At 65.3% G+C, this 18,583-nt stretch carries 19 protein-coding genes, 1 tRNA gene and 1 pseudogene; 19 read left to right on the top strand and 2 right to left on the bottom strand.

Annotation, left to right across the window (positions count from 1 at the left end; genetic code table 11):
* The first annotated feature begins 14 nt into the window (after nucleotides 1–14).
* From E0500_RS08435 to E0500_RS08425, 3 genes are all read left to right on the top strand, one after another.
* A tRNA-Ser gene (locus E0500_RS08435) sits at nucleotides 15–101 on the top strand.
* A 1,787-nt stretch (nucleotides 102–1,888) separates the two neighbouring features.
* Nucleotides 1,889–3,418, top strand: a complete 1,530-nt coding sequence (locus tag E0500_RS08430) for a hypothetical protein (RefSeq protein ID WP_131558549.1) — start codon at nucleotides 1,889–1,891, stop codon at nucleotides 3,416–3,418.
* A gap of 697 nt (nucleotides 3,419–4,115) precedes the next feature.
* On the top strand, nucleotides 4,116–5,549 hold the full coding sequence (locus E0500_RS08425) for a PIN domain-containing protein (protein WP_131558551.1): 1,434 nt from the start codon (nucleotides 4,116–4,118) through the stop codon (nucleotides 5,547–5,549).
* A gap of 378 nt (nucleotides 5,550–5,927) precedes the next feature.
* Here the strand turns inward: E0500_RS08425 and E0500_RS08420 are convergent, their stop codons facing one another.
* The gene (locus E0500_RS08420) at nucleotides 5,928–7,025 is read right to left on the bottom strand and encodes a DUF1152 domain-containing protein (RefSeq protein WP_131558553.1); all 1,098 of its coding nucleotides are present in this window, start codon (nucleotides 7,023–7,025) and stop codon (nucleotides 5,928–5,930) included.
* Nucleotides 7,026–7,169: 144 nt separating this feature from the next.
* On the opposite strand from E0500_RS08420, the gene E0500_RS08415 reads away from it, so the two are divergent.
* The 15 genes from E0500_RS08415 to E0500_RS08345 all read left to right on the top strand — a co-directional run bounded on the left by E0500_RS08415 (nucleotide 7,170) and on the right by E0500_RS08345 (nucleotide 16,509).
* Nucleotides 7,170–7,910, top strand: coding sequence for a GntR family transcriptional regulator (locus E0500_RS08415; RefSeq protein ID WP_131558555.1), 741 nt, complete (start codon nucleotides 7,170–7,172; stop codon nucleotides 7,908–7,910).
* 288 nt (nucleotides 7,911–8,198) lie between these two features.
* The gene (locus tag E0500_RS08410) at nucleotides 8,199–8,663 is read left to right on the top strand and encodes an ATP-binding protein (protein WP_131558556.1); all 465 of its coding nucleotides are present in this window, start codon (nucleotides 8,199–8,201) and stop codon (nucleotides 8,661–8,663) included.
* Between the two features lie 62 nt (nucleotides 8,664–8,725).
* Nucleotides 8,726–9,454, top strand: coding sequence for a GntR family transcriptional regulator (locus E0500_RS08405; protein ID WP_131558558.1), 729 nt, complete (start codon nucleotides 8,726–8,728; stop codon nucleotides 9,452–9,454).
* 123 nt (nucleotides 9,455–9,577) lie between these two features.
* The gene (locus E0500_RS08400) at nucleotides 9,578–9,928 is read left to right on the top strand and encodes a hypothetical protein (RefSeq protein ID WP_131558560.1); all 351 of its coding nucleotides are present in this window, start codon (nucleotides 9,578–9,580) and stop codon (nucleotides 9,926–9,928) included.
* Nucleotides 9,929–9,933: 5 nt separating this feature from the next.
* Nucleotides 9,934–11,307 (top strand): FtsK/SpoIIIE domain-containing protein, encoded by a 1,374-nt coding sequence (locus E0500_RS08395; protein WP_131558562.1) that lies wholly within the window; start codon nucleotides 9,934–9,936, stop codon nucleotides 11,305–11,307.
* A gap of 90 nt (nucleotides 11,308–11,397) precedes the next feature.
* Nucleotides 11,398–11,604: a hypothetical protein gene (locus E0500_RS08390; RefSeq protein WP_131558564.1), complete on the top strand. Its 207-nt coding sequence runs from the start codon at nucleotides 11,398–11,400 to the stop codon at nucleotides 11,602–11,604.
* Nucleotides 11,601–12,266 (top strand): DUF2637 domain-containing protein, encoded by a 666-nt coding sequence (locus E0500_RS08385; RefSeq protein ID WP_309504996.1) that lies wholly within the window; start codon nucleotides 11,601–11,603, stop codon nucleotides 12,264–12,266. Before E0500_RS08390 ends, E0500_RS08385 begins: the two co-directional genes overlap by 4 nt.
* 19 nt (nucleotides 12,267–12,285) lie before the next feature.
* Nucleotides 12,286–12,477: a hypothetical protein gene (locus E0500_RS08380; RefSeq protein WP_131572065.1), complete on the top strand. Its 192-nt coding sequence runs from the start codon at nucleotides 12,286–12,288 to the stop codon at nucleotides 12,475–12,477.
* Nucleotides 12,477–12,668 (top strand): mobile element transfer protein, encoded by a 192-nt coding sequence (locus E0500_RS08375; RefSeq protein WP_131572066.1) that lies wholly within the window; start codon nucleotides 12,477–12,479, stop codon nucleotides 12,666–12,668. Before E0500_RS08380 ends, E0500_RS08375 begins: the two co-directional genes overlap by 1 nt.
* A gap of 10 nt (nucleotides 12,669–12,678) precedes the next feature.
* Entirely contained in the window at nucleotides 12,679–12,873 is a 195-nt protein-coding gene (locus E0500_RS08370) for a hypothetical protein (RefSeq protein WP_131572067.1), read from the top strand.
* A 26-nt stretch (nucleotides 12,874–12,899) separates the two neighbouring features.
* Nucleotides 12,900–13,163, top strand: a complete 264-nt coding sequence (locus E0500_RS08365; protein ID WP_165935263.1) for a SpdD protein — start codon at nucleotides 12,900–12,902, stop codon at nucleotides 13,161–13,163.
* A 131-nt stretch (nucleotides 13,164–13,294) separates the two neighbouring features.
* A complete protein-coding gene (locus E0500_RS08360; protein ID WP_131572068.1) occupies nucleotides 13,295–14,593 on the top strand; it encodes a replication initiator in 1,299 nt (432 codons plus the stop codon).
* Complete coding sequence (locus E0500_RS08355) at nucleotides 14,590–14,802, top strand: excisionase family DNA-binding protein (RefSeq protein WP_131572069.1); 213 nt, start codon at nucleotides 14,590–14,592, stop codon at nucleotides 14,800–14,802. The genes E0500_RS08360 and E0500_RS08355 overlap by 4 nt, the downstream gene beginning before the upstream one ends.
* Nucleotides 14,802–15,944: a site-specific integrase gene (locus E0500_RS08350; RefSeq protein ID WP_131572070.1), complete on the top strand. Its 1,143-nt coding sequence runs from the start codon at nucleotides 14,802–14,804 to the stop codon at nucleotides 15,942–15,944. Before E0500_RS08355 ends, E0500_RS08350 begins: the two co-directional genes overlap by 1 nt.
* 175 nt (nucleotides 15,945–16,119) lie before the next feature.
* Nucleotides 16,120–16,509 carry a hypothetical protein gene (locus E0500_RS08345; protein ID WP_131572071.1) on the top strand — a complete coding sequence of 130 codons (390 nt, stop codon included), beginning with the start codon at nucleotides 16,120–16,122 and terminating at the stop codon, nucleotides 16,507–16,509.
* Between the two features lie 270 nt (nucleotides 16,510–16,779).
* Here the strand turns inward: E0500_RS08345 and E0500_RS08340 are convergent.
* Nucleotides 16,780–17,648: pseudogene (locus tag E0500_RS08340) on the bottom strand (bifunctional DNA primase/polymerase).
* 388 nt (nucleotides 17,649–18,036) lie between these two features.
* On the opposite strand from E0500_RS08340, the gene E0500_RS08335 reads away from it, so the two are divergent.
* Entirely contained in the window at nucleotides 18,037–18,345 is a 309-nt protein-coding gene (locus tag E0500_RS08335; RefSeq protein WP_131570321.1) for a hypothetical protein, read from the top strand.
* Nucleotides 18,346–18,583: the final 238 nt, after the last annotated feature.

Here is an 18,583-nt window from a genome sequence, read left to right as displayed (position 1 = left end):
CGTGGGGCGCGCGGGGAGGCGTGCCCGAGCGGCCGAAGGGAACGGTCTTGAAAACCGTCGTGGCAGCGATGTCACCGTGGGTTCAAATCCCACCGCCTCCGCGCGATGAGCAGTGAGAACGGCCCCTGACCTGGGTGTTTGGTCGGGGGTCATTCTCTTGTCCGGCTGCCGTGGCTGTCCGGTGTTCCCCGTGGGTTCCCGCTCTATCGGGCACGGGTGGGGCACGGGAAGCTTCTGATTCGTAGCTCTAGAGAGATCGGTCAGTGACGGTCATCCCGGCCGCGTAACCGCCCCGGAGAGACGCTGCTAGTCAGGGGCGGCCACGGCGGTTGCGGTACTTCGCTGCTGTACGCCGCCACGGCAGGCGGCCCCGTGTAAGAAGATCGTCGGGTGGGCCCCTATCACAAACCCCATATGGGTGTCAGCTCTATTCGTTGATCCGCTCTGTGGGCGACTCTCGCTGATAGCGTACGAGCAGCAGGCCATTCCAGTGCGAGCCGACATGTCGCATTGGAACTGGGTGATCCGTGAACCACGACCCGGACTCCTGCCTCCGCCGTCCGCCTGTGGCGCCCATTGGGCACGCCGCCTGACAAATCCCCTTTGCACGACCCTGAGCTTTACTGTCGGCGTGGATCTCAGTTTTGACCGTTCATGTTGCGGTCGGACTGAGTGGATTCACCCGAGTTCGACCGCTGATTAGAAGGTGTCGACCGGGTGGATTCTCAAATCATTCTCTCTTTGCTGGCAGCTTCCAGCGTGGTGACCATCCTGTTGTTTGTTGTACGGGGATTGCTTGACCAGCTACTGGACGTGTTTGCGGCATGGCAGCGCGTGAAGAGGGCTTATAGGGCAGATGCGTCGCCAGTAGATGAGGGGCGAGACGTGGAGGGGCGTGGGGCGGACATGCGGGAGCAATAAGCACGCGATCAGTCGAGCAGCTTGAGGGCGAGTGATCTTGGAGCTTGCTCCCAGTCACGGCCGGCCCCTGTTGTCGTCTGCCGTCGACCCACGCGGAGGGATAGCGGACCAGGCTTCTGGGGCCCAGGTCGTTCGTCCAACAGGGCGCGCTCTACCTGGGCCCCAGAAGCCTGGTCCGCTATGGCTTGCCTGGGTTGACGGCAGACGGGATGACAGCTCCCCACCCAGACTACGAACCGGCCCGCGGCCGCAGAACTGGCCCTGCTCATCCCGGAGCCTGAGCGCCCCCGCCGGAGGCATACGTTCTCCACCCCATCGAGCCCTCAACCCGTGGCACGCGGCCGGCGGTCCGGACTGCGGATGCGCTGATCGACCAGGCGCGCGTGTGTCTCGCTGCGCCCCCACTGGCCTGCACCACGCTGCCAGTGCCGTCGTCCAGAGAAAGCCACGACGGTCGGCACATGATGACGGTGCCTGAGCCCTCAGCTTGGGAAGCTCGGGTTCTCTGGGAGCAGTTGTTGCGCTGACGTGCGGTTGAGTGGTGTTGGATGACTGGCCGCACCAGCAGTTAGTCCCCCATGTTCCCCGTGGTTCTCCGCACGATCTGGCACGTGAATGGCACGTCCCCTTCGCTCTTGAATGTCCTGGGCGGAGACTGGCACTGGGAGTGTTTGCGGCTCAGTCAACGACAACCAGCCACGACGGTGGTCCAGTCGGCCGACTACGCACGCGTGTGCCTCGCTGCACCCCACCGGCCTCAGCCATGCTGACCGTGCCGTCGACTTGAGCGAGCCTCGCTGGCCGCACCGCATAACTGAGACATGCTCCGCCGCGGGGACTGTGGCTGCCGTTGGCGAGTCAACAGAGGCCCGGACGCTGCTGATTCGCAGCGTGGCGCTAGGTCCCGCAGGCCAGCCGGTGCTAGCATCGACGCTTCGCGTCGTTAAAGCGCAGCGGGGAGCAGCGAATGCAGATCGAGTGCCTACGTTCTCACATTTCCAGCGGAAGCAAGGTATTCCCGATCTACATAGGATTTGCATCCGCTGCCGAAATCACAAATATCGCAGTCGCTCCCGCCTTCACCAAGCAGACCGACCATCAACAGATCGCTGCAAATATCACTGCGGAGCCCGTGCGAGACTGGCAGCGTCCTATCAACTATGATCGGGTCGATCAAATCGCGCAGGTGTTCAACAATTCTGGCGGCCTCATGCCTAATCCTGTGCTACTCGCCAAGAATGCTTTTACTTCCGGGATTACTATCGCGCCCAAGCGGATCGACTCCACTTCCTACGATACAGGTACCTTCATTGTCGACGTCCCGGAGGACGTAGATGATCCTGCGCAGAAGCCGCTGTGGATTCTTGATGGTCAGCACCGTATTGCTGGATTGAGTAAGTCGGCACAATCTGGTGATCCGGTACCTGTTGTGCTTTTGCTGGACGATGGTAGCAACTCCTATAGCAGCCCACTGCTGGCAAACCTGTTTGCCCAGGTAACAACAGCAGCCACAAAGCTGGACGAACTGCACAATGAGTGGCTAACCTACGCCTTTGACCTGGGAAAGTACTCTGCGGTAAGAAATCCTAGTGGTGCCGCAAAGCAGGCCTTTAAGGCTGTCGTTGAGCTCTGCCGAACGCCCACTTTTCGAGGAGTCTCTAACCCATTCTTCAATAACGTGCAGTTCAACGAGCATCGTCCAGCTAACCCTACCTATGGTGGATTTTCGTTCAAGTGCAATGCACTCGGTGATTTGATTAGTCGGCACTACTATAATCTCCCAGTCCAACACCACAGCCACCTCAATCCGTCCGAGTTGGCAGCGGAATTGAGCCATGCTTACATTGCTCTCCACCAAACCGTAGGTAACCATGCCTCTTCAGTGTTCTTCGGGAAGCCGCCAAGTCAGCAGACAATCATGCAGGAAGCTTTTATAGTAGGTGTTCTTGCTCGGGCCCTGTTCTACGGACCGACGGCGGACTACCGTTCCTTGTTGCAGGCACTTAAGTTTCAAAATACCAACTGGGATTTCTCATGGGTTCGAACCCTTAGTGGGCCGGCTAACACCATCAGCAAGAAGATCGCGCGCAACGTCCTTGAGGACGCCTTGGTCCAAGCCACACTCCCAGAAGCAAGTGGCAATCTCGCCGATCACCTGAAGGGGAATGGCGCCGCAGTAGTCCTCGCGTTCAGCAAAGTAACTCCGGCGGGGCGTCCTGCCAAACAAGGGAAAGAACAGTACAAGATGCTCCGCGGCGCAACGGGGAGCCATAACGCTGGGACAACAACGCACGTAAAGGTAACGGAACAAACGTCAAACGTCGGCGACTTTGAGATTCTTGACGCAAAGACAGTGGGGCGCCCCTTGCGTTATAAAGAAATGGAGGGGAAGGGGCTAATTCTCAGCGACAAGTACTCGAAGCCTCTGGAAATTGTAGTCGTCATGAAGCATTATGGCGACCTGTCTAGTCAGTCAGAGTTGCAGATTAACTGGTGATCGGTCTAGATGTAATGCGACTGCGCTTCAGTCACGCTTTCGATTACCTCCAGTCCGTGAGCGACCTCGAGGGGATCTCTGGCGACGTTTGGAAGCTGCGATATGCCGACGCTCATGCTCGTCGTTCCCTCCCTGCGGCGCTTGCGCTTCTTCATCCCAGAGTTGCCCCGATCTCTCGCGAATCTTGGATCAAGTGCATTGGGCCTCGGTCGTTCAATATCACTCGCCCAAGAAGGACGCATTGCGCCTCTCGTTTGATATGGGGGTACGAGTGCCCGCAGGTACGTACTGCCCACCAAATTGATCACTTCTGGCCCTACAGCTTAGGTGGACGCAGTGTTGTGGAGAATGGTCTTTGGCTCTGCGATATCCACAATCGGGCGAAGTCGGACGATGTCCACTCTTATGCTTGGGAGGAGAGTCAGTTCCCTTCCTGGCTGTCCATCACTCTTTCTCATGTCGATTCGTATTTAGAATCGACATGAAAATGTAGAAATTTGTAGGGAGGCACCTGCCCAAGTAAGTCACCCTTGGCCCTCGGTCGCTGACATTGCCAGGGGCCGACCAGTAGAGAGTCCTCCCCACCCCCACCAGGCCGTCCAGGAAAGAGCCCAGCTGACGCGATCGGCGTCCGAGAAGCTAGTGCCGTGGCCGCAGACGTTTGAGACCATGCCAACAGTCCTACGTAGGGAGGGTCGTGTCAGAGAATCGAGGGCTGTTCGACGGGTTCGAAGCGCAACGTACGCCTGCTGATGCCGATTACAGGTCTGTGCTGCGCCGAGGAATGGTCGCCCTAGACACGAACGTGCTGCTTGATCTTTATCGGATGAATGGTCAAGTCCGCACGGATATGTTGACCGTACTCAAAAGCGTATCGGAACGGATTTGGATTCCTCACCAAGTTGCCGTGGAGTTTTGGCGTAACCGGCAAGGTGAGGAGCTGATCTCATATCACGACAGGAAAGCGGGTGTCGTTAAAGACGCGTTGAGGTCCGCCATGGATAAGGCGAACAGGGCTCTAGACGAGTGGGTTAGAAACGTCCATATTGGCGATAATGTCGATATTTCCGCCCCTATGTATGAAAAGCTCGATCGCGTGCGTAGCGTATTCGAGGAAATCGAGGATCTTCTCGATAGGCAGGCCGATAAGGATAGAGTCCCCGGGATTCGCGACACGAACGCGGATCCTGTTATCGCCGAGTTGGAGACCCTACTTGCGGGGCGTGTGGGTATCCCCTACGACCCTGAGCGATATGCTGAGGAACTGGCTAAAGCCAAAGAGAGGGCGGACGGTCAGATTCCCCCTGGATACTTGGACTTTGAGGGCGGAAAGAAAGGGGACGAGGAAGCGGCCGGTGATTACCTGGTCTGGCGGCAACTGCTAGACGAAGCTCACGAGCGGAGGGTGGACGTTATTTTCGTTACTCGTGACCTAAAGGATGACTGGTGGCGCAGATGGTCTCCGAAGGCTATGCGACTTCCTCGTGCAGAGCTCGTCGACGAGTTTCGAGATCTGATAGGCGGCCGATTCTTCATGGTCGAACCGAGTGTCTTGATGCAGCACGTAAGCGCAGTGTTTAGGCTCGAGAAGCAAGTCGATCGAAACTCTGTTGCTGCCTTGCAGTTCTTTGAATCGACCGAGTCTGATGCGGCCGAGAGGCGCTCAAGCGATGCAGATACACGATACCGCCTCGCGCAAGTCCCGGGGGGCCGGAACGGGGACTATGTAGAGACCATCTGGACTATGGTGCAAATCGCCGACGAGCGACCACAGATGGAAGACTGCATTGGGGAGTTCATGCGAACCTTCCCTAGTGTAACGCTGGCTCCTGAAGCCCGTCGTCGTCTGATGAATCTCGTTTCCCTTGGTTTCGCTGTTGTGCAAGGGCAGCGGATATCTCTCACAGATGCTGGAAAAAAGTTCCTAAATAGCCGAGACGCTGAACTTCTGTCGAGGCTATTTATGGAGAGGGTCGAAGGGGCTTTTGAGGCGCGTAAGTTGCTTCGTGGCGGGTCTCAAGTATCTGAGCTGAAGGACCTGCTATTTGAGCATCCCGCGTTGGATCTTAGCCCGACCCAGATTGAGTTGCTATTGCGCTGGATGGGAAAGCTAGGCCTCCTGGGAACATAACTGCCTGTCTGCGTTCCCCTCTGAGGGCGGCGGAGCGGCTTTGGCCGGTGGCCTGCCCGGTCTGGGGTCGAGCATGAGCAGGGGGCCGTACGCTAGTTGGCAACTCGGGCAGGCTTTGGACCTGCCCGCAATGTGCACGAGTGGCCCCCTGGTCTTGCTCGACGCGGGACCCGGACCGGGGAGGTGGCTAAAGCCGCGGAGCTGACCGCCCCAGCTACGACGTACCTCTTTTCTGACTTCGCGCGGCTGAACGCTTAGAGCGCGGCACGGGCGCCGGCCGGGCTGGAGCGGGGCGGAGACAGGAGCGCAGGCCCGGCCGGGGGCCGGGCCTGCGCGCGGGGAGCGGAGCGAGCCGCCTTGAACCCGTGAAGAAGGTTGTTACTCAGGAGTGGTCGTGATGCGCCACAGGGGCGCGTCGTATTGCTCCGTGCGGCTGCTGATGAGCAGTTGGCGCAGGTCTTCGCGCTGAGTGCCGTTGAGGTTCAGGGCCTCGGTGAGGTGTCGGAATGTGGTGTGGGTGATGCCGCGTGCTGCGGCCTCAGTCTCGAAGCTGTCGAGCGCTGGCAGGACCGTTTGCGGGGCCAGCTCGGTGGTCGGCTGGTCTTTGAGCCATGCCGCCTTGTTGCGCTCGTAGTCGATCTCGGAGTAGCCGCAGATCTCGCGGCTGTGTGCCTCGATCTGGCTCAGGGTCTCGGTTGTCAGGACCGCCCGTGCCAGATGGTTGCGGCTCAGCGCCTCGTCTAGGTCGACCTCGTGGACTGTCGGCCCTTCGTCGGTGAGTGGTACGGGTAGGCCTGCGTCTCGTACCTCGCAGGTGCCGCGTGCGCCTTGGGCTGTTGCCGCGAGCATCCCGGTGGCCTCGGAGGGGTGCCATTCCAGGACCGTGCTGATCGGCTCTACGTCCTTCGGTGTGAAGGTGTGGATGACCGGGCCGAGTACCTCGCGCAAGTCGTCGAGTGGGAGTTCGCCGTCCAAGCCGGGGCCTGCCACCAGGAGGCGAATGGGATTGTTCACTCGGCAGCAAGCTGCGAGCGTGACGGCGTCGGCAAGCGGGCTCTTCAGTGTGGGCTCGTCGCCTCGGGCGAGGATGTCCCCGCCCACGTCCAGCAGGTCGATCGACTTCGGCGACAAGTGGGCCACCAACTCTTCGAGTTGGCGCGTTACGCCTTCGACTCCGTGGTGCGGGTCAAGCAGTGCGAAGGTGTGGGGGAGCTCCGCCGCAAGTCGGGGAAGTGTCGAGCCCGCTGGTGAGATGGGGCGGGCTTCCGCCGGCACTGCCCATACGGCCGGGGTGATCTGTTCGAGGCCGGTGAAGTTGGACGGTCCCCGCGGGCCCGGTACCGGGTCGATCAAGAGGCGGTCCCACGCGTACGTGAGGATCACCGCCTGGTCCTCGTCGCCGTAGAGGGCGGCGTGAAGCATTGCGGCGGCGACTGCGTCGCCCCCTCCTCCTGCTGCGACGATCAACCGCTTCATGCGGTTCAGCCTACGGGGTCCGGGGTTGACCACTCACCCTATAGTGGCTAGAGGCCATAGCCACTTGTGTCGAGAAGTAGGTCTCAGGTCGGTAGTGGGGTTCCCGACTGCTCGCCTGGGGCCCGCATTGGGTGAGGAGGGCAGATGCCTCAGATCGAGGAGGCTCAGCCGAAGTATCTCCAGATCGCGCACTACATCCGTGATCAGATCCTTCGGGGGGACCTGCGGCCGGGGGACGAGGTCCCCTCTGAGCGGCAGTTGGCGGCGGACTGGAAGGTGTCCCGGCCCACGGCTGCGCGGTCGTTGGAGGCGTTGAGTCATCAGGGGCTTGTCGAGAAGCGTCAGTGGTCGGGCACGTACGTGCGGAGCCTGGAGGTCAACCGGCGGGCGCGTGAGCTGTACGGGCGGGCTCGGCAGACTGGGAAGATCTACACGCCCGGTGAGTACGCGGTGATTACCTCGGCGGGTTGGCTGGAGGCGCCGGATTATGTGGTTGAGGCGTTGGGCCTGGTCAAGGATCGTCGGGCTGTGCATCGGCGGAGGGTGACCAACAACCAGGATGGGCCGATCACGCTGTCTACCTCGTGGTTCGCTCCGGATGTCGGCCAGCGTGCGCCGAAGCTCCTGGAGCCGGACCGGATTCAGGAGGGGACGCTCATGTATGTGGAGAACATGACGGGGCGTCAAGGGAGTTATGCCGAAGACCGCATGTGTGCTCGGGGTGCGACGGACGAGGAGGCGGCGGATCTCCAGCTGGAGCCCGGATCGGCTGTCCTGATCGTTCACCACGTCGTCTTCGATCTCCAGGACCGGCCGTTGGAGTTCGCCGAAGCCACGTACCCGCCGCATCGCTGGGCGTTCGAACAGGGCTACCCGCTTACCTGACAGTGTTGTGACGGCCCGTCAGTTACGTCGGGCGGGTTGCGCAGTCGAAGTGGCTAATGCCACTATCCAGGAAGTGGCTAAGGCCACTTGGATCGGAAAGGGCGCGGAGTGACGAGTCAGCGGCCGGATGAGGGCGCGCGTTTAACTTGCCGGGGTTGCCGGGGGCGTGGCTGGAAGCGCGTCGGCTCCCGTACGGCTCTGGCGCTCTCCACGGCCAACGACCGCACCCGTGCCACATCGAAACGGCGCTGCCTCGACTGCGACGGCAGCGGCAAGGAGTGAGCGCGGATGGCCTACACGATCGACCGCTTTCCCTCTGAGGGCTCACCGCGACTCGGGGCCATGACCTTGCACCCCGTCGCGGAGTCTGTGCCTCGGGCTCGGCGGTGGTTCCGGAAGTTCATCGCCCCGTACAACCCGGCCTGCTCGATCGACGACTGCGTGTTGATGATCTCGGAGCTGGTGACCAACGCCATTCTCTACGGGCGAGCGGATGACACCTGGGTGGTACGCGTTGAGTGGTATCGCGAGGACACGTCGCTTCGGGTCTCGGTGCACAATCCGGGATTCCCTGCGAACGTGCGGATGCGGCAGCCAGAGGCCAGCGATGCCCACGGGCGCGGTCTGCTCCTGGTCGACTCCATCGCCGACTCGTGGCATTCCGGACCCAGTCTCTTGGGCGGGACGGTTGTCTCCTTCGTGGTGGCTGATGCGTGGCCGTCCAACGAGGGCTTCGGGCCGATTCTGTTCTGACGGCCGTGTTGTCGTTAGTCTGGTTGACCAGTTGACTTGGCCAATCTCGACAGGCGGCGTTCATGGCGTATGAAGTGGCGGCACCGAAGTACGTGCGCCTCGCGCAGACGATCCAGCGCCGCATTGAGGACGGTACCTATCCGCCGGGTACGCGGGTTCCCAGTGAGAATCAGCTGGTCCAGGCGTTCGGGATGTCCCGCCCGACCGTCGTACGGGCGCTGGAGCTGCTGAAGCGGGACGGCTGGCTGGAGTCCCGGCAGGGGTACGGCACGATCGTTCGCGGTCGTCCAGAGGTCATCGAGCAGAAGGGCCGGCGCGGCCGAGAGGCGCTGGAGCGCGACGAGTCGCAGGCCTCTGGGCGCCTGGTGGAAGTCGGTGAAGTCCCTGTTCCGGCGCGGGTTGCCTCGGTGCTCGGGTTGCCGAAGCGGGCCAAGGTTCTCATGCGCCGCTTCCTGGTGGAGGAGGACGGTGAAGCGGTCGAGCTGGTCTCGTCGTACTTCCCCGCCGGCCTGGTGGAGGGCACCGAGCTGGCGAGTGCCGAGCCCTTGAGTGGCGGTGCGCGTGAGCATGTGGAAGCGCGGAAGAAGGTCCGCTTCGACCATGTGACGGAGCGGGTCTCGGCTCGACTGCCCGAGTCTGGTGAAGCCGAGCTTCTGGGCTTGCCGGATGGTGTGCCTGTGCTCAGTGTTCTGGTCATCGCGTGCGATGCCTCCGGGCAGGCTCTGCAAGTCTCTGACGTGCTGCTTCCTGCTGATCGACAGGAACTCGAAGACACCTATCGCTTGAACTGACGCCTGGTTCAGGCGAGTTCGCCCCCAACTTCACTTGACAAGTCAACCTGGCATCTCTAGCTTCGAACTTGCTAAGTCAACTTGTCAGGTGGCAGGTTGATCGACTCAGAAGGAGAAATCTCTGTGCGTGTGATCCGCATTGACGCCTCGTCCGCCACGATCCTCCTCACCGAAGCTCCGTCGCCGAAGGTGCGCGACCGGCAGACCGGTGAGATCGCCAAGGACGCCGTGAGCGGCGAGGCGCTGATGACCGTCGGCGTCGTCTTCATCGACGAGGGCGAGTCGTCACTCATCCAGGTCACCATCCCCGAGAGCGGTGTGACCGATGGTCTGACGGTCGGTGCTCCGGTCTCCCTGCCGGGGCTCATCGCCCGGCCGTGGGAGAGCGTGTTCAACGGCCAGCAGCGCCACGGCATCGCCTACCGGGCCACCGCCGTGGCGCCGGGCGCCTTCCCGATGGCTCAGGCGGGCTGATCGACGTGACCGACCTGGTGACGTGGGCCGAGCTGGGCGGGTCGCTCGCTGCGATAGGCGGCGCGGCCTACGCCCGGCACGCCCACCCGGCGGCGTACTGGTCCACGGTCGGGCTGCCGGTCTCGGTGGTCCGGCTGCTGGCCTCGTACTCCTCGACCATGGACGCGTGCGGCCTGACCGTCGAGCCGTCCCGGTGGCGGGCACTGGCCGTCAGAGCGACCACTCGCCGTGAGGTCCGGCCGGTGCCTCCTCGGCGGGGCATGATCCGCCCCACCACGACCGGCCTTCGGCTCCGGCTGCGGCTGGCTTCGGGGCAGGAACCCGCTGACGTCTCGGCCTCGGCCGAACGCCTGCGGCACGCCTGGGGCGTTCACGCCGCGTACGTCCGGGAAGTGAAGCCCGGAGTCGTCGAACTGCGGCTCGTCGGCTTCGATGTCTTGCGGAAGGTGCGGATGCCCCGCCGTGTCGATGCCGGTGCGCTTCAGGTGCCGGTGGCTCTGCGGGAGGACGCGACCGCCTTCGTACGGGACTACCGGGCCGTGCCGCATGAACTCGTGCTCGGCGCCACGCTGTCGGGCAAGTCCATGTTCCTGCGGAACCTGCTTACCGGCCTGGCCGCTCAGCCGGTGGTCCTCGCAGGGATCGACTGCAAGCGCGGTGTGGAGCTGGCGCCGTTCGCGCCCCGGCTCTCCGCGCTGGCCACCGACCCGAAGCAGGCGGCCGAGCTGCTGCCCGTGCTCGTCAAGGAAATGGAGGACCGATACGACCTGATCAAGGCCCGACAGGGCATCGCACCCGGCACCCCGGACGAGCTGATCACCTCCGACGTCTGGGGCCTACCGGAGGACGAACGACCCGCGCCCATCGTCCTGTTCATCGATGAGGTAGCCGAACTCTTCCTCGTCGCCACGAAGAAGGAGGAGGAACGGCGGGACGAGATGGTCACCCAGCTCATCCGGCTCGCTCAGCTCGGCCGTGCGGCCGGTATCTACCTGGAGGTCTGCGGGCAGCGCTTCGGCGCCGAGCTGGGCAAGGGCGCGACCATGCTCCGGGCCCAGCTCACCGGCCGGGTCTGCCACCGCGTGAACGACGAAGCCTCCGCCAAGATGGCACTCGGCGACATCGCCCCCGAGGCCGTCTACGCGGCCTGCGCCATCGCCCCCGAGCTGCCCGGCCTCGCTGTCATCGGCGACACCTCCGGCGGCTGGTCCCGCATCCGCACCCCGTACCTGTCCCTCGCCGACGCTGCGGCCACCTGCCGCGAGACGGCACACCTCGCCCCGGACGTACCAGCGCTCACGCCCTTCCGGCCGTACGTCCCGCCCATGCCGGTGAAGGCGTCCGGGCCGGTGGGCGCACCGAACCCAGTCACCGAGTAACCGACCCCGCTCCACGGTCCGCGCTGCCGCTCAGCGCCAAGTCCCTACCCCCGCCATGCCCGAAAACCGACCGAAAGGACGTGAACCGCGATGCCCCATCGCCCCACGGTCGACGAGATCGCGGCCTTCCTCGCAGACCTCAAGGCTCTCTGCACCATCGGCGGGAATTCCGTCGAACTGGCCGACCGCAAGGCTGACTTGCTGGAACGCATCTCCGACGCCATGCCCGGCGACCAGGAGGCGGCCGATGTCGCGCATGGCGCTCGCGCGGCTGCCGATCAGGCTCGGGAGCAGTGAGCGATGCGTGTACGCGTGTGGTCCGGGCTGACCCGGTACTGATCCAGGCAGCCATCGCCGCCGCGCTCTCCTTCGCCCATCTCCACGACCTTGCTGCTGCGGCCGGACAGGACGGCTGGAAGGCGTGGGCCTACCCGGTCTCCGTCGACCTGCTGTTGGTGGCGGCCTGGCGGCGCCTGCGCTCCGGTGAGGCGAAAGCCGCCGGGTGGTGCTGGTTCCTCGTCGCGCTGACCGCGTCTCTCGGCGCCAACGTCGCCACCGCCGGACTGCTCGACCTGGACGATGTACCGGCCTGGCTGCGCATCCTCGTCGCAGGCTGGCCCGCAGTCGCCTTCCTCGGCGGCACGCTGCTCGCCCATGGATCGCCGGAGCCGACCGAGACCTCGGCGGAGTCCACCGAACCAGCCTCGACGATCACCGTGCCGGAACCGATCGCCGCTGAAGTCGAGCCGCCCTCGCAGGCGGCCGAGTTGCCCGCCGCCGAACCGGAGTCGGCTCCGCCCGCGCCGTCCCCCGTCCCACCCGCCCTCGTCGCTCTCGCCCGCAAGGTCGCCGACGAGCACCGCGCCCGGACCGGAACCGCCATCGACACCTCAACGCTTCGCGCCCGGCTCGGCGTCCCGATGCCGCTCGCCGAAGCCATCGCCACCCAACTCACCTGACCCCGGAGGACCTTCCCCCGTGCGCCCGTCCACGCTCCGCGCGCTCAACCGCGCCGCCGAGCTGACCCGACAGAACCGCTTCATCGAAGCCGTGCTCATCGCCGAACCGGTGATCCTCACCGCCGACCTCGACGAGGGCGAGGAGATCCGCCGCTGGCTCATCGCTCACGTCACCGACTTCACCGCCCAGACCACACAGGAGACGCCCTGATGCCCGCCAACCGCCGCTTCCGCAACGTCGTCCGCATCGGTCCCGTCCAGGTCGGCACCTCCTACGACGGCCGGGGCCGTGAGACGCACACGGCCGCTTGCACGGCTCCGCGTTGCGGCTTCTCGACCGACTACGACAGCCGCGCCGCCGCCGAGCTGGCCGCCCGCACCCACCGCTGCCGCGTCCGCTGAGGAGGACTCCGTGACCGTCTCGCTCCCCCTCGTCTTCGTCCTGGGCGTCGTCGCCTGGGCCGCGATCAAGTTCCTCGGCATCCGCCTCTGGGTCGCCGTCGTGATCGCCCTGTTCGGTTTCTGGCTCTCGCACACCTTCTTCGCCCCGGCCATCGAGTCCGGCACCCGCTCCGGGGTCGACGTCGTCAACGGCACCCACGACTGACCACCCGACCGATGAGGAGTCCCACCATGCTCCGCCCCAAGCTGCCCGACACCCCGCACGTCCCGAGCATCACCACACACATCCCGCAGGACCACTCCCCGGCCCCCGCTCACTCCGCCGGCCGCCCGGTCGCCCCGTACGTGGGGGCCGGTGTCGGCGCGGTCGCCGCCGTGGTCGTCGTCGGCGTCGTCCTCACCGCGCTCCTGGTGGCGGTCGCCATCTCGGCCATCTCCGTGGCCATCGCCGCAGTAGTCCTGCGCTCCCTCGTCAACGGCGCCAACAAGCGCTGACCGGCCGCCGGGGCGGCAACAAGCCGCCAAGCATCCCGCCGCCCCGGGGCCGTCCCTCTTAACCGCTGAAACAGCCGAAAGGAAGACCCATCATCACCCGGCAGACTCCGCCCCCGCTGGCGGAACTCTCCATGCTGGCCTCCCTCGGAACCATGCCCGAGCTGGCCCGCCAACTCTCCGGCCTGGGCGGCTGCACGCACCCCATCCGCCTCGACGGCCACCGCACCGAGTACGAGGTCAACCAGACAACCGGCGAGATCGGCCGCGTCCTCAAGCACCTGGACTCGACCGCACTGCCCGCCGGAAACCTCCTCGTCCGCTGCAACAACCGCCGCGCCACCCGTTGCGCGGCCTGCGCCGAGACCTACCGCCGCGACACCTACCACCTGATCACCGCCGGACTGCGCGGCGGCAAGGGCACCCCCGAACAGGTCGGCACGCACCCGCGCGTCTTCGCCACCTTCACCGCGCCGAGCTTCGGCCCGGTCCACAACCGTCCTTCGAGCGGCCGGGTCTGCCGCTGCGGCATCCGCCACGACGACACGGACCCCGACCTCGGCACACCCCTTGATCCCGACACGTACGACTACGAAGCGGCCGTGCTCTGGAACGCCCACGCCGGGGCCCTGTGGCGGCGGTTCTCCATCTACCTGCGCCGTGAGGTTGCCAAGCGCGCCGGACTCACCCAACGCGTCTTCCGTGACCACGCGCGCATCTCCTTCGCCAAGGTCGCCGAGTACCAGAAGCGCGGCGCCGTTCACTTCCACGCGGTCATCCGCCTCGACGGCCCGGAAGGCGGTGACACCTCGCCCCCGGCCTGGGCAACAGCCGAGCTGCTGACCGACGCCATCCGCGCCGCCGCCACCTCTGCACGCGTCAACGGCCCCGATGTCGGCCGGGCCCACACCTTCACCCTCGGCCGTCAGCTCGACGTGCGCACGATCCGCTCCGCCGACTTCGACAACGGCCAGGAACTCACCGAACGGGCCGTAGCCGCGTACATCGCCAAGTACGCCACCAAGGGCGCCGAGACCGCGACCGGCACCCTCGACCGACCGATCCGCTTCCTTGCCGAGCTGGCCCAAGTACGGATCACCGACCATGCCCGCCGCATGATCCGTACCGCCTGGACCCTCGGCGCACGCCCCGAGCTGGCAGACCTCCGGCTGCGAGCCTGGGCCCACATGCTCGGCTTCCGCGGCCACTTCTCCACCAAGTCCCGCCGCTACTCCACCACCCTCGGCGCACTCCGCGACGCCCGCGCCGAGTGGCGCCGCGCCCAAGCTGCCCCGCTCATCCCGCAGGACGGCGAAACCACCCTCGTCCTCGCCCACTGGGTCTTCGCCGGAACTGGCCTCAGCACCGGCGAACAGTGGCTGGCCGCATCCCTCGAACCCTCCGCCGGAACGGAAGGAGAGCCGACCACATGAACGATCGCTACCTGTCCGTCGACCAGGTCGCCGAGCTGCTGGGCACGACCACCCGCTTTCCTCGGCGTCTCATCGAGGAGCGGCGCATCCGGTACGTGAAGGTCGGCCGACACGTCCGCATCCCTGAGAGCGCCGTACGGGAGTTCATCGCCGCCAACACCGTGGAACCGGTCGTGCTGCGGCCAACGGGCCTGAGGAGGGCTGCCTGATGGCTGGCAAGCGCAAGTCCCGCCGGACCTTCGGCCGTGTCCGCAAGCTGCCCTCGGGCCGTTTCCAGGCGCGGTATCCGGGGCCTGACGGCGTGCTGCGGCCTGCGGATCGAACGTTCGCCACGTCGACGGACGCTGACCGATGGCTCATGCGAAAGCGCATCGAGATGGAAGAGGGGCGCTGGCTCGACCCTGCTGAAGGGCAGACCACGGTCCGCGACTGGGCGGCCCGCTGGCTCGCTGCTGTCTCCCCTCAGCTCAAACACAAGACCCAAGCGTCGTACCGGTCCCTGATCAACTCGTTGATCAATCCGGCGCTCGGGGACCGCGAGCTGTCGAGCCTCCGGCCGATCACGATCACTGAGTGGGTGGCCAGCATGAACACCAAGGGACTCAGCGCCTCGCGTATCCGGCAGGCGTACCGGGTCCTGTCGCAGATCATGCGGGCGGCTGTCGACAACGACATGATCCCGCAGACGCCGTGCCGGGGCGTGAAGCTGCCCCGGATGCCGCAGACGGAGCCGCACATCCTCACCCCGCTTGAAGCCTCCCGGATCGTGCGGAGTGCGGCCAAGCCACATGACGTGCTGATCGCGCTCCTTGCGTACGCGGGCCTGCGCGTCGGCGAGGCATTCGCCCTCCGCCGCGTCGACATCGACATATCCGGCGGCTTCGTCCTGGTCGACGAGAACCTGGCCGAAGCCAACGGAGCCTTGGTCTTCGACACGCCGAAGTCCCACCAGAAGCGGCTTCTTCGGGTCGGCCCCGCCCTCTCGAAGCGTCTCGGCCGGCACCTGGAGACCCTGCCCGGCGGGGATGACGCGCTCCTGTTCACCACCCCCGGCGGAAGGCCTCTGCGCTACAACCAGTGGCGCAAGGCCTACTTCGACCCCGCCGTGTCGGCGGCCGGGCTGACCGACGTCACCCCGCATGACCTGCGTGCCTCACACGGGACGTGGGTCGCCGACCGGTACGGCGTGATGACCGCCGCTCACCGGCTCGGCCACTCGAACGCGAGCGTGACGACCCGGCATTACGCCCGGCCGGTCGCCGGTCGTGATGACCAGGTGGCGGAAGCGGCCGATGCATGGCTAGGAGGGCAAGAAGGGATCGGTTCTACCGAAGCGCATAGGCCGCTCTGAGACGCCTGCACTTGTGACGCCCCTGGCCAGAAACACGGTCAGGGGCGTCGCGCTGTGCGGCACCGAGCGCCGTGTGATGCCGCTCTGCTCCTGATCGTTCATGGCCGGGCACGCATGGGCGCGTGACCAATTCACATCTATGCGTTGCGCATATGCGCCACTACTCTGCGCGTCTATGGGGAAAGTAGTACGTCTGTACTGGGGATACATGGTGGCTGCTGCCTTGGTCGTTGCTTGGAGCCAGCAATGGGCGTTGTCGGTGATCGTCGCTCTGTCAGTCGGCGTCTCGGCTTATGCCGCCTTCCAGGTGCCGGTCTGGTGTGGAGCGGTTAACCGAGACGGGCAGACCTACTGCCGCAACAACGCTTATGGCGTGTTGATGGGGTGCTCGAAGCGTCAGCACAGATGGCAGAAGATCAAGATGATCGTCCTGCGTAGCAAGGTCGGGAACGTGAGCCGCTCCGTGTTTCCAACGGCCAAAGAGAAGTTCAATGGTGCTCTCGCAGTAGGAGGCCTGCTGTCGGCTGTCGCCGCAGTGATCGTTCCCGTTATGACTGGTGATTGAGCGGGCACGTTCGTGCGCCTGGGGCACGTAGAGGGCACGACAAGCATGGCCGCGACTGCGGCGGCGCGGTTTCGCTGGCCTGACCTGCATGGGAGCGGAGATCCCGCCCGGCCGCCGAAAGGTCTTGAAAACCGTCGTGGCAGCGATGTCACCGTGGGTTCAAATCCCACCGCCTCCGCGCAGGTCGTAGACGTTGCAGGTCAGAAGGGGTGTCACTCTCCGGAGCGGCACCCCTTCGGCATGGGCCCTGCCTCAACGTTGACCATGGAATCAAGGCCGCTGCCTCGTCATCCGTGCCGCCGAGGCGATCGTTGAGCGGGCCTCGCGTGCCGTGAGCCCCGTGCGTACCGCCGCGTCGACCAGGGCGTCGGCGAGGTCCGGCCCGATGCCGTTCTCGTAGGCGCGGCAGGCGGCCCAGAAGAGGCGGGTGTTGCGCTGGCCCTCATGTGCGGCGAGGACGAACTGGACCAGGCCCTGGCCGCGCTGGGCGGTGGATGCGAGGGCGGTCGGGTGGTGGGCGCGCGGTGGGGGAAGCAGCAGGCGCAGGAGGGGTGGTGGGCAGGGGCGGGGGCCAGGTGGGCGGTTCCCGGGGCCGTGCCGTAGACGCCGTGGTCGGTGCGTGAGCCGGGGCCGACCAGGTAGCCGCCGGCGCCCCTGATGTCGATTCCGGGGGCCAGACGGCTCGCGGAGTTGGGGACGACCACGTCCGGTGGCCCGGCCAGCCACAGGTGGCGGCCGCCGCTGGGGGTCAGGACGACGACCGTCTTGGGGATCGTGAAGAGGTGCCGGAGGGCCAGTTCACGCAGGGCCGCGGACGAGTCCGTGCCGGATTTCGTGTCGAGGTCCACGCCGATCAGATGGTGCGGGTGCAGTCCGCAGGCGATGCCGTAGCCGGTCGCCCAGGGGGCCGCGGCGAAGAGTTCGCGGATGCGGTGCGGGTCGGTCGAGGCGTCGTGGACGCCGTGCCCGAAGCGGCCGCACTCACCGCGGCAGAGGGCCGGCGACGGGTCGTCGCGATGGGGGGAACGGAGGGCCGGGAGCTTCGTCCGGGACAGAGGGATCACCGCCAGTCCGCGTTCGGCGGCGGACAGGGCGTGCGCCAGGGCCAGGGTGGTGGCCTGCCGGTCTGGGGTGGCCATACCTCCATGTTCGTACTCATGTTCGAAAAAAGGAAGAGGGGGTGGGTGGGGGCGTGGGCCGTCCGGGTGAAGCGAAGTGGAGTGGCCGGAGGCGTGCTGGAACGTTTCGTTCCTTGCGATCACTGGATTTGTCGCAGCCTGCGCCGACCACCGCCCGACCATCGCCTTGAGCTGGTGATTATGAGGCCTCAAGGGGTTTATCGACATGTCATCACGCTTACGTGCGAATCAGGGCTTCCGGGGTGGTTCGCCGGGGATTCGGTGGGCAACTCTGGATTCGCGACGTCGAGCACAGCGCCGGGGCGGTCGGCCAACCGCCTTGGAATCAGCCGCACTTCACGTACGTCCGGCAGTGGAGCCGGCGCGTACCCGGTTCTGGAGGTAACACATGGCAAGCATCCGTACCGCACGCGTCCTCGCCGCCGTCGCGGCCCTGCCCCTCGCGGCCGCCCTCTTCTCGGGTGTGGCGGCGGCAGACAACGGCGCCTTGGCGGATCTCGGATCGAACGCGGCCGCGGCGTCTGCCAACAGCGGGGTGGGGCGCGACAACTACGGCAACTCGTCCACCACGCAGCAGCAGGCGGTCGGCTCCGGCGCCTCGAACCAGAGCAACACGGCTCAGGTCAACGGCTCCGCGTTCACGGCCATCGACCAGTCGAACGAGAACGTCGCCGTCAACTTCACCCCCCTGTGGTGAGCCGGGGGGCCGATGCTCTCCCATCGGCCCTGAAAGTCCCGTCTGGGGTGTGCTTCGTGGGGTGACTACGTGTCTGCGCGGCGGTACTTCGGTACCGCCGCGCAGCCGTTTTCCCGTGCGGTTGTTTTCCGTGGTCTACGCGCGCGTGCCCCGACGACGGCCTACGCGCGCGCGTGCCTGGCGGCGGTCTATGCGCGCGCGTGCCTGGCGGCGGTCTATGCGCGCGTATCCGACGGCC

This window comes from Streptomyces sp. KM273126 (genome assembly GCF_004337435.2).
GTDB lineage: Bacteria > Actinomycetota > Actinomycetes > Streptomycetales > Streptomycetaceae > Streptomyces > Streptomyces acidicola.
This window is presented reverse-complemented; position numbering and strand designations above follow the sequence as displayed.

What these genes read in the sequence shown, in the direction of transcription:
- E0500_RS08390 (WP_131558564.1), top strand. Translation starts at nt 11,398, where the DNA reads ATGCCCCATCGCCCCACGGTCGACGAGATCGCGGCCTTCCTCGCAGAC.
- E0500_RS08410 (WP_131558556.1), top strand. Translation starts at nt 8,199, where the DNA reads ATGGCCTACACGATCGACCGCTTTCCCTCTGAGGGCTCACCGCGACTC.
- E0500_RS08350 (WP_131572070.1), top strand. Translation starts at nt 14,802, where the DNA reads ATGGCTGGCAAGCGCAAGTCCCGCCGGACCTTCGGCCGTGTCCGCAAG.
- E0500_RS08355 (WP_131572069.1), top strand. Translation starts at nt 14,590, where the DNA reads ATGAACGATCGCTACCTGTCCGTCGACCAGGTCGCCGAGCTGCTGGGC.
- E0500_RS08415 (WP_131558555.1), top strand. Translation starts at nt 7,170, where the DNA reads ATGCCTCAGATCGAGGAGGCTCAGCCGAAGTATCTCCAGATCGCGCAC.
- E0500_RS08405 (WP_131558558.1), top strand. Translation starts at nt 8,726, where the DNA reads ATGGCGTATGAAGTGGCGGCACCGAAGTACGTGCGCCTCGCGCAGACG.
- E0500_RS08375 (WP_131572066.1), top strand. Translation starts at nt 12,477, where the DNA reads ATGCCCGCCAACCGCCGCTTCCGCAACGTCGTCCGCATCGGTCCCGTC.
- E0500_RS08420 (WP_131558553.1), bottom strand. Translation starts at nt 7,025, where the DNA reads ATGAAGCGGTTGATCGTCGCAGCAGGAGGAGGGGGCGACGCAGTCGCC.
- E0500_RS08345 (WP_131572071.1), top strand. Translation starts at nt 16,120, where the DNA reads ATGGGGAAAGTAGTACGTCTGTACTGGGGATACATGGTGGCTGCTGCC.
- E0500_RS08430 (WP_131558549.1), top strand. Translation starts at nt 1,889, where the DNA reads ATGCAGATCGAGTGCCTACGTTCTCACATTTCCAGCGGAAGCAAGGTA.
- E0500_RS08360 (WP_131572068.1), top strand. Translation starts at nt 13,295, where the DNA reads ATGCTGGCCTCCCTCGGAACCATGCCCGAGCTGGCCCGCCAACTCTCC.
- E0500_RS08335 (WP_131570321.1), top strand. Translation starts at nt 18,037, where the DNA reads ATGGCAAGCATCCGTACCGCACGCGTCCTCGCCGCCGTCGCGGCCCTG.
- E0500_RS08365 (WP_165935263.1), top strand. Translation starts at nt 12,900, where the DNA reads ATGCTCCGCCCCAAGCTGCCCGACACCCCGCACGTCCCGAGCATCACC.